The sequence below is a fragment of the Polaribacter huanghezhanensis genome, from assembly GCF_030444335.1.
In the GTDB taxonomy this organism is placed as follows: domain Bacteria; phylum Bacteroidota; class Bacteroidia; order Flavobacteriales; family Flavobacteriaceae; genus Polaribacter; species Polaribacter huanghezhanensis.
The window spans coordinates 1946765-1961329 of sequence record NZ_CP128595.1; the positions used below are offsets into that span (position 1 = coordinate 1946765).

A 14565-nucleotide genomic window follows, 5' to 3' on the forward strand; every position below is an offset into this window, starting at 1 on the left:
CTGTTAATAATCTGTTTTTAACGGGATTTTAAACTCAACTTTAGTTCCAATTATGTGTCCATTTTCTGATAGTTCTTTAATTCCTAAAGTACTGTTTTTTGACAAATTCTCTATCCGTTCTTTGGTTACTTTTAGAGCAAGAGAAGTATGAGCTGAACCTGTTTTTGCTTTTTTTGATTGATCAATTCCGATTCCGTTATCAATAATTGTACACATTAAATGGTTCCTTTTTATTTCAAAAAGGATTGATAATTTTCCATTGGTATTTTTAAAACCATGTTTGATGCTGTTTTCTACAAAAGGTTGCACCAACATTGGAGGAATCAAAATTTCTTCTGTTGCAATATTTCCAACTTCAGTTGTAATTGTGTACTCGAAATTTTTGTTCATTTTTTGCTCTAAATTCAAGTAATTTTTTAGCATTTCAATTTCTTCTAAAAGATTGATTTCTTCCTTTCTAGAATTGTATAAAAGTGAACGTAATAAACTTGCAAACTGACTGATTGTACTGTTTAACTCTGTTGTGTTTCCGTTATTTCCAAATGCTTTAATTCCGTTTAACACATTAAAAATAAAATGTGGATTCATTTGCAATTGCAGCGCTTTTTGCTCTAAAGTAATTAAATGATTTTCTAAGGTTAATTTTTCAATTTTTTGTTGATTTTCTGTTTGCTTTCTTTTAAAATAAAAGTAAATCATTAAGAAAAAAACAATTGCTAAAAAGCCAATAACACTTACAATAAACCACGTTTTTTGATACAATTGTTTGTCAATAAAAAAGGTAAAAATTACAGGCTCACTCTCAATTTTTGAGGCACTTATAGAGGTTACAGAAAACGTATAATTCCCTGCTGTTAAGTTTGCAAAATTGACAGTAGTATTAGAACTCCAAGTGCTTTGTGTTTCATTTAAAGTATATTGATATTCAATTCTTTTTGGTTGGTTGATATCGACTGTCTTAAAACTAAAAGAAATATTATTTTGCGCTGGAGAAAGTTGCAAAACAGCATTTTTAAATTGATTTTGAATACTATCAATTGATTGATTTGAAACTTCGATGTTTTCAAAAGAAATAGTTGGTTTTAAAAGTGTTTTTTTATTTTCATTAGGCGTGTATTTTGTAATTCCGTTTTTGGTGCCAAACCAAAGATTTCCAAATGTATCTTCTAAAGAAGTGTTTTTTGTGGTTTCAATTCCGATAAAACCATCATTTGCATTATAAAGTGTCGATTTTGATATTGCATCATTTTGAAATTCTATTTTATCGACACCTTTTTCTGAACCATTCCACAACTGATTTTTTGCATCAAAAAGCAACTGATAGCTATTTTTTGAACTTAAAAACTCCTCATTTACAGGTTTTGGAGAGTTCAACTTAGAAATTGAAATTTTCCAAATTCCGTTTCCTAAAGTTCCAATATACAAATCATCAGCAGAAGACCCCACCAAACTGCTAATTGTGGTGTCTAGGTTTAAAAAGTTGGAATAATGTGTTATTTTGTTGTTGTCAATAAAACCTAAATCACCGTGTAAAGTTCCGTACCAAATTTGGTTTTTGTGGAGTAGAGAAGCAGTTATCAATTGATCTTTTAATCCATTATTTTGATTAAAAGCAGTAATTTTTTCTACAAAATTTTGCTGAAAATTATAAGCTAGTTTTAGAATTCCAGATTTTTCTGTTACTAACCAAACGGTATTGTTTTGAATGATAATATTTTGAATATTATTTGTTGGCAAACCATTTTCTGAATATAATTTTTCGATGTCGAAATGGGATGCGCTTAAAGAATCATTGGATTTTCTAAAAATATACATTCCTTTGTTTTGTGAGCCAAACCAAAGGTTATTATTAATATCAGTTGTAATTGAGGTCGTTTTAAAATTATTCTTTCTTACAAAACGAATTCCTAAACTATCAATTGCAAATAAGTTTCTATTTGTATCGGTAAACCAAATATTTTTATTTTTTTGATGAATTGCAGTAATTTCTTTGATAGCATGATTTTCTATAAAATTAAAATGCTTAAAATTACTAGAAACCGATTTGTAAACGCCATTTCCATTGGTTAATAACCACGTATTTTGTTGTCTGTCAATAAAAATTTTATTGGTGATTGATTTTATAGCAACCTCAATTTTTAAATTTTTGATGATGGATTTTTGAGAACCAAAAACAACTTCAGAAGCTGTTAACGAACTTTTTTGAATGATGGCTTTTGAATTTAATGTCGTTAATTTCCAAGTTTTATTTGAGGTTTTAACCCAATAAAAAGAATTTTTATATTGAATGTCTAACACATCAGAAAGATCAATTTTTAAATTGATTTTTATAGGAGTTACATACTCCTTTTTAAATTGATAAATGCCTTGGTTTGTTGCTAAATACAGCTTCTTATCTAGCCAAATTAGTTTGTTAATTTTAGGTGTTTTATAATTTATAAACTGGTTTTTAATTTTTATGGACAACCCATTATTTGTGCCAATAAATAAACTGTCTTTTTGGATAAAAAAGGAGTTTACAAAATTTGAAAGCAATCCGTTTTTTTGACTAAATACGGCAAAATCACTTCCGTCAAAACGCGCAATTCCGCCACCTTGAGTCGCAAACCAAATATATCCAATGTTATCTTGTACCGCATCAACCACATCAGATTGTGGCAATCCGTTTGCAACGGTAAAATGTTGTAATTGATTTTGTTGTGCTTGCAAAAACAAGGATCCACATCCAACAAAAAACAAAAAAAACATTTTTTTAAACTTCATAAAAACAAACTTAATGTAAAAAAGCAGCTGCACAAAAGAAAGCAACTGCTTTTTGTTCTAACTTAACAAATATTATTCCACAGTAAATAAACGTAAATTGTCAAATTCTGGTTCTACGTGTTGCAAATCTCCGTAAGGATTTATAATTGGTTTTAAAATACACAATACAGTAGTGATTCCTTTGATCGTTAATTTATTGTCTTTTACAGCAATTTTCCATCTAAATTTTTCAATCGGAATGTTGTAACTCTTAAATTCATTTAACAAATTTTCATCAGCTTCAATAAAATCCATGATTTCAGCTTGAGATTTTAATGTTGGAATTGCATTATCAGAATCTGTAAAATCGATGTCCATTTTTATGGGAAGATTAAACTGAGTTGTAAATGGATCTCCAACATAGCGCTCACTTTCATTGTATAATGTTTCTAACCAATCAACATCTTCATTTGGATATTTTTTAGCAAATTCTTTTGATAAATCTACTTTTCCTGGAGAATGCGCTGTTGGATAAAATCCGTAGAATGGTTTTGCTAAATAATACTTAGAAAATTCTCCGCCAAAAATAGTATAGTACGGCGTTGCAATTACTTTAGGATGCACGTTGGTGCTAAAAACAGTTTTCAATTCTTCAATTAAAGTAGTTTCAGTTGCTAAAGCTGGTGAATGAAAAATAACATTGGTGTCTTCTGCAATTCCTTTTTCTAATTTTGGAATTTCATCATTTAGTACAGCGTTTTTTAGTGTTTTTTCATTAACAATTTCCCCATTTATTGCTGTTTCTAAATGCATTCCTTTCCAAGGATTATTTTCGCTTACAATATGAATGTCAGAATACAACCTTTCATCATAATTGTTATTTAACCAAGAAATGATTTCTTGTAGCGAAAAGGCTTCTGTGACTACTTCAAATTGTTTTTCTTCGAAATACTTTTTTGCACTTGCATAATAATTAGAATGTTCAGCATCTATTCCGGTAATAAAAACGATGGATTCTCTGTAAATTGGTGTTTCATTCGTTTTTTCTGCAAGAATTGTTGGAGTAATGGTTGCTGTTGTTTTCTTTTTTCTGTTACAACTAGTAAAAGAAATACTGAAAGCGAGCAAAACGATTGCGATTGCTTTTGTGTTTACGGTTTTTTTCATGATGCGTAGGTTTTAGATTAATAATTATGGTTAATCAAATCTAGTATCAGAAAGTGGTTAAATTTGGTGTGTTTTAGAATTCGTAGGGAAGTACTTAGAATTCGTAAGAATACCGGTTTTTATTTATTATAAACAACCAGTTTTGTTGGATTTTTAATTGTAGTTTCATCAGCAAAAGACAAAATATATTGTTCCACTTTTTTTGCAACTCTTGGCTGTGGATATAGTAATACTTTGTTTACATCGCCAGCCCATTCGTTCAAATATAAAACTGTCATGTGCTCGTTTGTTCTATAGTATTTTTGTATGTTTTCTGGCAGTTTGTCTTTTAGTGAAGCATCAATTTCGATGTAATAATAATCTAATTTAGAAGTAAAAAAGCTAAAGGATAACAAATGATCCCAGCCGCCAAATAAATTGCTAAATGGTAAGATAAATGTGAAGATAAAAATCAATCCTTTTTGATAGGAAATAGCATCTGTAAAAACTTCAAAAAACGATGTTGTTTTCAACGTCCAAAAGATAATGATAACGCTTAAAATATTTTGTAAATTCCAAGGGATTACATTAAATCCATACCCCAAATACAACAACATTACAATAATAATTGAATGCATCATTACAATTCCATAAATCCCTAATTTTCTTGTTTTGTTTGATAAAATAAAAACTCCTAAAAGAGCTTCTAACCAAGGGACAACATACGTAAATGCTAACAATAACTTCTCAGGAATAAAACTAAAATGCTTTACCAGTGCGTGCATCCATTGTTCGTAAAAAATTCCGTTTAATTTATGAATTCCGCTCCAAAAGTATGTTGCAATAAAAATTAATATAACGGTAAATAACACTTTTTTTGCTTCTGTATTTTTAGGATAAATTACAATCGCTAAAATTGTTAAAAAACTTTGATAAAAATAGGGTTGTAACCTGTTTTGATCTACAAAACCTAAGTAGATATATAACAACAACACAAACCAACCAAATACCCGTTTTGGTTTAAAAATATAGACCACTTGACTCACAAAAAAGATTCCTGCAAAAATCGTATCAAACGGAGAAGTCGGAATCGGAATCCAGTCAAATAGCGGAATTACAGGGAAGTCTTTGTCTGTAATCCACAATTCTGGCGCGTACAACATCATTGCTAATGTTGATAGAATTGCAATAATTCTAACCGCGTTTACTTTTTGTTTATTTGTTAAGTTTGTTATCATTTTTTAAAAACTTTATTAACCTCTCGCTAAACTGTGTTTACTACTTTCAATGAAAATGTATTTTCATTGAAAGTAATGCTCGAGGAGACATCTAAAACACTAATTTCTCTTTTAAGTATTTAGAGGTGTACGATTTTTTATTCAAAATTAATTCTTCTGGCGTTCCTTGAAAAATTAGATTTCCGCCATTTTTCCCGCCTTCTAAACCTAAATCAATAATGTAATCGGCACATTTTATCAATTCGATATTGTGTTCAATTACAATAATAGAATGTCCTTTTTCTATCAGTGCATTAAACGACGCCAATAATTTTTTGATATCATGAAAATGCAAACCTGTAGTTGGTTCATCAAAAATAAATAAGGCTTTGTCTTTGGTGTTTCCTTTTACTAAAAACGACGCCAATTTAATTCGCTGCGCTTCTCCACCAGAAAGGGTAGAAGAAGACTGTCCTAATTGCACATAACCCAAACCAACATCTTGCAAAGGTTTTAATTTCTGAACAATTTTTGTTTGCTCATTTTCTGCAAAAAATGCAACAGCATCATCAATTGTTGACGTTAAAATATCATCAATCGATTTTCCATCAAAAGTAATTTCTAACACTTCTTTTTTGAAGCGTTTTCCGTTACAGGCATCACATTCTAAATGCACATCTGCCATAAATTGCATTTCAATGGTAACTTCTCCATCGCCTTTACAAACCTCACAGCGTCCGCCTTCAACATTAAAAGAAAAATGTTTTGGCTTGTAATTTCTGATTTTCGCTAACTTCTGGTTTGAAAATAAATTTCTGATATCATCGTAGGCTTTTATATATGTTACAGGATTTGAACGAGACGAGCGTCCAATAGGATTTTGGTCGATAAATTCGATGTGTTTTAAGTTGCTAAACGAACCTTTAATTTCTGTAAATTGCCCTAATTTATCGCCGTAACCAAACAGTTTTTTTTGCATCGCTGGATACAAAATATTTTTAACTAAGGTGCTTTTTCCGCTACCAGAAACTCCCGTAATTACCGTTAGATTGTTCAACGGAAAAGTAACATCAATATTCTTTAAATTGTGTTCTCTTGCGCCAACAACTTCAATAAAGTTGGTTGATTTTCTTCGGGTTTTTGGAACTTCAATTTTTAATTTTTCATTCAAATACTTTGCTGTTAAAGAATCGGATTTTAAAATGTCTTTAAAATTACCTTCCGCAACAACATGTCCACCAAAAGTTCCTGCTTCTGGACCAATATCAATAATATAATCTGCAATCTTCATGATGTCTTCATCATGTTCAACTACAATAACCGTATTTCCTAAGTCACGTAAATCTTGTAAAACGCCAATCAAACGTTCTGTATCTTTTGGATGCAAACCAATACTTGGTTCATCTAAAATATACATCGATCCCACTAAAGAGCTTCCCAATGAAGTTGCTAAATTAATGCGCTGACTTTCTCCGCCAGAAAGTGTATTTGAAGTTCTATTCAACGTTAAATAACTCAATCCGACGTTCAATAAAAATTGTAATCTGTTATTGATTTCTGTCAACAAACGTTTTCCAATTTTTAATTCTTGATTATTTAGGTTGATGTTCTTAAAAAAACCTGCCAATTCATCAATAGGTAACGTAACCAAATCAGAAATTGTTTTGTGATCAATTTTTACATAATTGGTTTCTTTTCGCAAGCGTTTTCCGTGACAATCTGTACATGTTGTTTTTCCTCTATATCGAGAAAGCATCACTCTATTCTGAATTTTATAACTTTTTTCTTCTAATTTTTGAAAGAAATGATTGATTCCGTCAAACTTTTTATTTCCAGTCCAAACCAATTCTTTTTGTTTTTCTGTCAACTCAAACCAAGGTTTGTGAATCGGAATGTCAAAATCGATGGCGTTATGTACTAAATCATCTTTGTATTTTCTAAAGGATTCAGATTTAAAAGGAACGATGGCGTCTTCATAAATAGACAAACCTGTATTTTGAATGACTAATTCTTCATCAATCCCGATGACATTTCCGTAGCCTTCGCAAGTTGGACAAGCGCCGTACGGATTGTTAAAACTGAACAAGTGTGTGTTTGGCTCTAAAAACGTAATTCCGTCTAACTCAAATTTATTGCTAAACTCGACTGTTTTGTTGGTGCTTAAATTTTCTAAAAAACAGGTTCCTTTTCCTTCAAAAAAAGCAGTCTGAATGGCGTCTGCCAATCTGTTGTAAAAATCTTCATCATCTTTTAAAATAATTCGATCTACCACCAATTGTAACGTTTCTTCTTTATAAGCATCAAACGGAAAATCTTCAATTCTTAAAATAGCATCGCCCATTTTAATTCTTGCATATCCTTGTTGAGAAAAAATATTCAACAATGTTTTTAAATCTCTAGTCTTATCTAAAAAAACGGGTGCTAACAATAATAGTTTAGAGCCAATTTCATAGGTTTTTACATGTTTGATTACATCTGCAACTGTATCTTTTTTTACTTGTTTGTTAGAAATAGGCGAGTAGGTGTTGCCAATTCTGGCAAACAACAATTTCATATAATCGTAAATCTCTGTTGATGTGCCAACGGTAGATCTCGGGTTTGTAGAATTTACTTTTTGTTCAATGGCGATTGCAGGCGCAATTCCTTTGATATAATCTACTTTTGGTTTGTGTAATTTTCCTAAAAACTGACGCGCATACGAAGACAAACTCTCTACATAACGTCGCTGTCCTTCTGCATACAACGTATCAAAAGCCAAAGAGGATTTTCCTGAGCCAGACAAACCTGTAATTACAACTAATTTATTACGAGGAATAACAACATCTATATTTTTTAAATTGTGCAAACTTGCACCTTTAATAATGATATTTTCTTTCGGATTTACGCTGTTTAAATCTAACTTCATTTTTTAAAAAAGTAAGCGTTAAAAATACCATTTTTTAAGAGAAGAAAAAGAGAATTTTCATTTAAAAAATAGCAACTTATTTGTATTTGTAAAAAAATATCATCATATTTGAATCAATAATTCACTAAAAATCACGTGCGTATAGTTTAAAATTACTTTAACTGTTTATAAATAATAGGAACCAGAAGGCAAACTTGCCCTCTAAAAGTAATTTATGATGCGTGAAAATTTAACCCCAGACAGCAAATTAGTTAGCGATTACATTCATGGTAATGAGTATGCTCTTGAAATTTTAATTAAGAGACATCAACAGCGTTTATTTAGCTTTATTTATAGTAAAGTTAAAAATAGAGATGTTACCGAAGATATTTTTCAAGACACATTTATTAAAGTAATTAGAACTTTAAAAAAAGGAAATTACAACGAAGAAGGGAAGTTTTTACCTTGGGTTGTTCGTATTTCTCATAATTTAGTAATCGATCATTTTAGAAAATCGAATCGAATGCCAAAATTCAGAAATACAGACGAGTTTGATATTTTTTCTGTTTTAGGAGATGATGTGCTAAATGCAGAGAAAAAAATCATCAAAGAGCAAATTCATGCCGATGTTAGAGAACTGATAAATGAATTGCCAGAAGAACAAAAACAAGTGTTGGTAATGCGGATGTATAACGATATGAGTTTTAACGAAATATCAGAAAATACAGGCGTTAGCATTAACACAGCGTTAGGAAGAATGCGTTATGCATTGATCAATTTAAGAAAGCTCATAGAAAAAAATAAAATAATTTTGGTGAACTAAATACTAAAAGTAAAAAAGCATCGTTATGTGATTAACAATCAAGTAATAAAAGATACCATATGATGCAACTTTACTCTAAAAAGTCTCCCGATTTTAGGGAGCAACCAAAACAAGAAACAATTCAATTTTTAATTAATTTTTCCAAATCGTTAAAAGTAATTAAAGTAAAGCCAGATGTTGTTATTGAATTGAGTTTGAATTAAGAGGGAAAAGCCTTAACTACCAGAGTTGAGGCTTTTTTGATGTCTTTTAATGTCATTTTGAGTCTGCCTGTTCGTTAGACAGGCGAAATGGAATGAAGTCGAAAAATCTATTTATGAGATTCCTCCATTTCAGTCGGAATAACACGTGTGTTTCTAGTCTGAATGAAATAATATATTTGAGTATAATCTCAATTATATTTTTACTTTTTTACAATTGAAAAACGATTGTCATCTCGACCGTAGTGGAGAGATCTTTTTTTCTGTTTAAAGTTTTTTCTTTTTAAAATATTCGTCTAAAACAGCTTGTCGCCCAATTGTTTTCGTAATCAAATCTTTTTCTAAATTCCAGCCGCGTGCTGGAGAATATTCGCGTCCGTACCAAATAATTTGCAAATGCAACTCGTTCCATAATTCTTTTGGAAACAAACGTTTTGCATCTTTTTCTGTTTGTGTAACATTTTTTCCGTTCGTTAAATTCCAACGATACATCAATCTGTGAATATGTGTATCCACAGGAAAAGCAGGAACTCCAAAAGCTTGACTCATCACCACACTTGCAGTTTTGTGTCCAACTGCCGGCAATTCTTCCAATCCTTCAAAACTTTGCGGAACTTCTCCGTTGTATTTGTCAATCAATATTTTTGACAAGCCGTAAATCCCTTTACTTTTCATGGGCGATAATCCACACGGGCGAATAATTTCCTTAATTTCTTCTACCGTCATTTTAATCATATCAAACGGATTATCTGCTTTAGCAAACAAAATTGGCGTGATTTTATTCACACGAACATCGGTGCATTGTGCAGACAATAACACAGCAATTAACAAGGTATATGGATCTTTATAATCTAGCGGAATTGGAATTTCTGGATAGGTTTCTTGAAGTGTGTCAATTACAAATTGCACTTTTTCTTGTTTGGTCATAAAATGAGTTATAAAGTTTAAAAGTACAAAGTTTATAAAGTTTATTCCTAATAAAGTTTCAATTATAGTTTTTACTTTTTAACTTTCAACTTTCTAACATTAAACAAAATTATGACGACACTAAAAATAGGAGATGCTGCTCCAAACTTTACCGCAAAAGATAATAAAGGAAATACCATACAACTTTCTGATTATAAAGGAAAAAAATTAGTCTTGTTCTTTTATCCAAAAGCAAGTACGCCAGGTTGTACTACAGAAGCTTGCGATTTAAGAGACAATTACCAAACGTTTTTGGCTAAAGGATATGATGTGTTAGGCGCTAGTGCAGATTCTGCAAAAAGACAGCAAAACTGGATTGACAAACACGAATTGCCTTTTCCGTTATTAGCCGATGAAGACAAAACGGTTATCAATGCATTTGGAGTTTGGGGGCCAAAGAAATTTATGGGACGCGAATATGATGGAATTCACAGAACTACTTTTGTCATTGACGAAAACGGAAAGATTGAAGATATTATTACCAAAGTGAAAACGAAAGCACACGCTGCGCAGATATTGTAGTGATTTTGAGGTTTCGCTAACGTGTTTGTGTATGATTTGTTGCGATTTTGTAAACGAGGATTTTCCTAAGGAAAATCAGATGTAGTAAAAGAGCAACGAACTTTGGTTAAGCACTAATTTAGCAATTATTTTTATACGGTGTTGGCAGCAGTATTTAATTAATCAAAATTTCCAAAATTTCATCTATATTCCCAGGTTTTTCTGCGCTGGATGAAATTATTTTACTTTGTTCATCTAATAGGATATATCTTGGAACACCTGTAATATTATATTTTTTAAAAAAATCCTGCTCTTTATCTTTTGCAAAAAGCTGTTTCCATTTAGGTTTTTTAATAGTTATAAATTTTTCCCATCTAACTTTAGTGTCCAAATAGCCTATACTTACAATGTTGATTTTTTCTCCAAATTTTTCATTTAGATTTACCATTTGTGGATAATCTTCAATACAAGGTTTACACCAAGTTGCCCATATATCTAAATAAGTTATTTTTCCTTTAAAATCAGTTAGACTAAAAATATCATTTTCTTTATCAATAAATTCAAAATCGGGAGATATCATTCCTTTTTTAACAGAAGAGAAAGAGTTATATAAGTCTGTAATTGTTTTCTTGTAACTTGTATTAGAGTTAATATTTAGGAAAGTATTAAAGTATATTTCTTTTTTAGGTAAGTATTTTATTAAACCCCAAGTATAATGTAGTATAAAATCATCTAAAATTTTTTGATTCGTTATTCTTCTGCTTGCTAGTATTTGTATCTCTTGATTGAAATCTTTGTTGCTTTTTTCGTCAAAAGTTGAACGCATTATTTTTTCAAAATATTTTTGAATATACTCGACATATGCGAAATTGTCAATTGCAAGTGCATTTTCATCATTCAATTTAATTTTATTAAAAGGGAAAACTAATTCGTTAGCATATTTACTTAAATCGTCTTTATTTATTTCAGTTTTTTTTCCTTGATAAAACGCTACTCTTTTTGCTATTATAAAGTTAATTGAAGTTAACTCAATATTATAGAATAAGTTTGAGTCAAATTTAAAACCATTTAAGTTTTCAATAAAAAGATTTTTATATTTTTCAATTGAAGTATAAAACTCTTCTTTTTTCATAGATTTTGTATCGAAAAAATTTAAATCAGTATTTAATTTGCTAATTATTGAAGATTTCAAAAGAAGATAATTATTCTCTTTTGATCCTCTACCTTCAAACCAAATAGAATCTTTTATTGACTTTCCCTTAACTTTCAGATTAAAACCTTTTTCTAAATAAAGAATTTTGTATCCATAGTTTATGATTCCAAAATATTTAGGTTTTTCATTTTTAAAATTTGCTGTTCCATCTTGTGTTAAAATTATTTCCTTTTTTAATTTTTGATCATTTATAAAAATGGTATCTGGATTTTTTTCCAATTCAAAGATTACTTTTGAGCCGTTTTGAGATATAAGTTGAATCGAAAAAAATATAGTTAAAATAAAAAAATTATATCTCATTTTATTGGGGTTATGTATTGCTGCCAACTTATATGATATCGAACGTTTTAATGTTTTATATCAAGAGTTAGCGAAGTTACCGAAAAAGAGTTTAGAAACAAAACAAATTAGTTGTTAGAATTGCATTCCAATTTTAAAATTCAACACTCTACCTGTCATATAATTCGGAATTCCGTACATGGTTTTAGAATACACATCTCGCACCCAAGTATTGGTAATCGAATTGTTAATATCAAATAAGTTGAATAATTCTAATCCGGCAGTTAATTCTTTAAAGTTGCGCAACCAACTAGAAGTTGCTTTTTTGTTTTTATCCACAAAAATGTAAGAAACGCCTAAATCCGCACGTTTATAAGCGCTCAATCTACTTTGAAATTTATAGACATCAGCATAACTTGGAGAACCTCCAGGAACGCCAGAATTGTACACCAAGTTTAAATAGGCTTTTAAATCTGGTAAATTCGGCACATAATCTTGAAACAAAATTCCCAATTTAAAACGTTGGTCTGTTGGTCTTGCAATAAAACCCTTGCTGTCAATATTTTCTTGTGTTTTTAGCAAACCTAAACTAATCCAACTTTCGTTTCCAGGAACAAATTCTCCGTTTAATCGAATATCGATTCCCGTTGCATACGCAGTTGCGTTGTTTTTTGCTTGATACCGAATCCGAACATTGTCTACCGTGTACGGATTTACGTTGCTTAAATGCTTATAATAAATTTCTGTAGTCAATTTAAAAGGGCGATCCCAAAGCGTAAAACTATAATCATTACCAAGAACTGCATGCATCGATTTTTGCGCTTCTACTTCTGGATGAATTCCACCCAAATTGTCTTTCAACTCTTTGTAAAATGGTGGTTGATAATACAATCCGCCAGAAATACGAAACAACATATCTTTATCCCAATCTGGTTTGATGGCAAATTGTGCTCTCGGACTAAATATAGCATGACTTTCTGATGCGATTCCGTTTGCTTTTACAGCCCAATTCTGAAAACGCATTCCGACATTATACCAAATTTGATGTTCGTTCCATAAATCTTTTCTGCTGAATTGCGCAAAACCAGAAACACGATTAATTGTTACATTGTTGGTTGCTCTAATACTTTGATAGGGTTGCAATGCTCCTTGATAAGGATCGTAGGGTTGATTATTGATAGAATGATGTGGAGGACGAATGGCAAATCCAACAGAATCAATCACTTCCCATTCTATAATTCGGTCTTTGATATCTTCTACTTGGTATTTAATTCCGACTTCCAATTGATTGTTGTCCTTTTTATAAACTCCTTTCAGTTGTAAATTAGCAATGAAAGCATCTAAATCGTTTCTAGCATGATTTAATTGCGAGCCAATTCCGGTAGAAAACTCCACGTTACCAAAATTTTCAGAACCTAAATTGCCATCAACTTCACCTAAATTATACGAAGCCAAAATATCGAAATATTCCTCTTCTTGCGTGTTGTACATCGATGCTGTCGCATGTAGTGTAATTTCTTTGTTGAGTTGGTAATCCGCTTTAAAAGCACCAAAACTAGTAATATATTTGTCTTTTTCTTGTCCGTTGTAAAAAACAATCAATTCAATTGGATCTAGCAACGTTCCGAAACGCGTTCTACGAGAAATAGGCGTATAATTGTAATTGTTGAGCGAAAAATTCCCTAAAAAATCGACATTTAACTTCTCATTTATCTGATAACTAGCAAATGCCTGAATGTCTGTAAAACTAGGGTTGTAATTAGTTTTTATTTGTTTGCTATTTACAAATAAACTGTTTTTTCTGTGGCGCCAACCAATAAGTGTACTTCCTTTTTTATTGTTGGTTTGCCCTTCTATGGTTGCACTTACGCCAACCAAACTTAGCTCGACTTGCGTTTTAAATTCTGTTGGTTTTCTGTAGGTGATATCTAAAACGGATGAAAGTTTATCGCCGTATTTTGCTTGAAATCCACCTGCAGAAAAATGAATATTCTGCACCATATTAGAGTTGATAAAACTCAATCCTTCTTGTTGTCCAGAACGCACCAAAAATGGTCGGTACACTTCAATTCCGTTTACATAAACGAGGTTTTCATCGAAGTTTCCACCTCTTACATTGTATTGCGTACTTAATTCGTTGTTGTTATTTACACCAGGAAGCGTCATTAACAAATTTTCTACGCCAGCATTTGCTCCAGGTAAGCGTTTTACTTTAGCAATAGCAATGGTTTTGATTCCTTTTGCAGAATTGTTGTTGTTTTTTACTACAATTTCGTTGAGCTCGTTGTTTAAAGAAATTAGAATAGGCGAGTAGGTAAGGATTCTGTTGCTTCGTAAGGTAATTTTTTTGGTATGCTTTAAATAAGAAACATGACTAAAAACAATTTCTATGGTTTTCCGAACCGGAATTGTGATTTCGTAATACCCTTTTGCGTCGGTTGTAGTTCCGGTATTTAAATACGAAACAGCAACATCTTTAATGGGCGAATTTTGTTTGTTGGTAACAACACCTTTTAATGTTGTGGTATTTTGGCCAAGAAGCGAAAACGGAAGCATTAAAATAAAAAGGAAAAGTTTTTTCACTTAGGTTTTTT

9 protein-coding genes are annotated in these 14565 nt (G+C 31.0%); 2 read left to right on the forward strand and 7 right to left on the reverse strand.

The window, feature by feature from the left end; all coding sequences use genetic code 11:
* Nucleotides 1–3: 3 nt before the first annotated feature.
* The 4 genes from KCTC32516_RS09255 to uvrA all read right to left on the reverse strand — a co-directional run bounded on the left by KCTC32516_RS09255 (nt 4) and on the right by uvrA (nt 8010).
* Entirely contained in the window at nt 4–2763 is a 2760-nt protein-coding gene (locus tag KCTC32516_RS09255; protein ID WP_301400134.1) for a sensor histidine kinase, read from the reverse strand.
* A 72-nt stretch (nt 2764–2835) separates the two neighbouring features.
* A complete protein-coding gene (locus KCTC32516_RS09260) occupies nt 2836–3909 on the reverse strand; it encodes a hypothetical protein (protein ID WP_301400135.1) in 1074 nt (357 codons plus the stop codon).
* 119 nt (nt 3910–4028) lie between these two features.
* Nucleotides 4029–5126 carry a MauE/DoxX family redox-associated membrane protein gene (locus tag KCTC32516_RS09265; RefSeq protein WP_301400136.1) on the reverse strand — a complete coding sequence of 366 codons (1098 nt, stop codon included), beginning with the start codon at nt 5124–5126 and terminating at the stop codon, nt 4029–4031.
* A gap of 91 nt (nt 5127–5217) precedes the next feature.
* Nucleotides 5218–8010, reverse strand: coding sequence for an excinuclease ABC subunit UvrA (gene uvrA / locus KCTC32516_RS09270; RefSeq protein WP_301400137.1), 2793 nt, complete (start codon nt 8008–8010; stop codon nt 5218–5220).
* A 217-nt stretch (nt 8011–8227) separates the two neighbouring features.
* On the opposite strand from uvrA, the gene KCTC32516_RS09275 reads away from it, so the two are divergent.
* Nucleotides 8228–8812: an RNA polymerase sigma factor gene (locus KCTC32516_RS09275; protein ID WP_301402749.1), complete on the forward strand. Its 585-nt coding sequence runs from the start codon at nt 8228–8230 to the stop codon at nt 8810–8812.
* A 467-nt stretch (nt 8813–9279) separates the two neighbouring features.
* Here KCTC32516_RS09275 and KCTC32516_RS09280 read toward each other — a convergent pair whose 3' ends face one another.
* Nucleotides 9280–9939 (reverse strand): endonuclease III domain-containing protein, encoded by a 660-nt coding sequence (locus KCTC32516_RS09280; protein ID WP_301400138.1) that lies wholly within the window; start codon nt 9937–9939, stop codon nt 9280–9282.
* A gap of 111 nt (nt 9940–10050) precedes the next feature.
* Here KCTC32516_RS09280 and bcp point away from each other — a divergent pair, with 111 nt between their 5' ends.
* On the forward strand, nt 10051–10500 hold the full coding sequence (gene bcp / locus KCTC32516_RS09285; RefSeq protein WP_301400139.1) for a thioredoxin-dependent thiol peroxidase: 450 nt from the start codon (nt 10051–10053) through the stop codon (nt 10498–10500).
* A 154-nt stretch (nt 10501–10654) separates the two neighbouring features.
* Here bcp and KCTC32516_RS09290 read toward each other — a convergent pair whose 3' ends face one another.
* Complete coding sequence (locus KCTC32516_RS09290; protein WP_301400140.1) at nt 10655–12019, reverse strand: TlpA family protein disulfide reductase; 1365 nt, start codon at nt 12017–12019, stop codon at nt 10655–10657.
* Nucleotides 12020–12106: 87 nt separating this feature from the next.
* Entirely contained in the window at nt 12107–14554 is a 2448-nt protein-coding gene (locus KCTC32516_RS09295; RefSeq protein ID WP_301400141.1) for a TonB-dependent receptor, read from the reverse strand.
* Nucleotides 14555–14565 lie beyond the last annotated feature (11 nt).

What these genes read in the sequence shown, in the direction of transcription:
- KCTC32516_RS09255 (WP_301400134.1), bottom strand. Translation starts at nt 2,763, where the DNA reads ATGAAGTTTAAAAAAATGTTTTTTTTGTTTTTTGTTGGATGTGGATCC.
- KCTC32516_RS09260 (WP_301400135.1), bottom strand. Translation starts at nt 3,909, where the DNA reads ATGAAAAAAACCGTAAACACAAAAGCAATCGCAATCGTTTTGCTCGCT.
- KCTC32516_RS09265 (WP_301400136.1), bottom strand. Translation starts at nt 5,126, where the DNA reads ATGATAACAAACTTAACAAATAAACAAAAAGTAAACGCGGTTAGAATT.
- uvrA (WP_301400137.1), bottom strand. Translation starts at nt 8,010, where the DNA reads ATGAAGTTAGATTTAAACAGCGTAAATCCGAAAGAAAATATCATTATT.
- KCTC32516_RS09275 (WP_301402749.1), top strand. Translation starts at nt 8,228, where the DNA reads ATGCGTGAAAATTTAACCCCAGACAGCAAATTAGTTAGCGATTACATT.
- KCTC32516_RS09280 (WP_301400138.1), bottom strand. Translation starts at nt 9,939, where the DNA reads ATGACCAAACAAGAAAAAGTGCAATTTGTAATTGACACACTTCAAGAA.
- bcp (WP_301400139.1), top strand. Translation starts at nt 10,051, where the DNA reads ATGACGACACTAAAAATAGGAGATGCTGCTCCAAACTTTACCGCAAAA.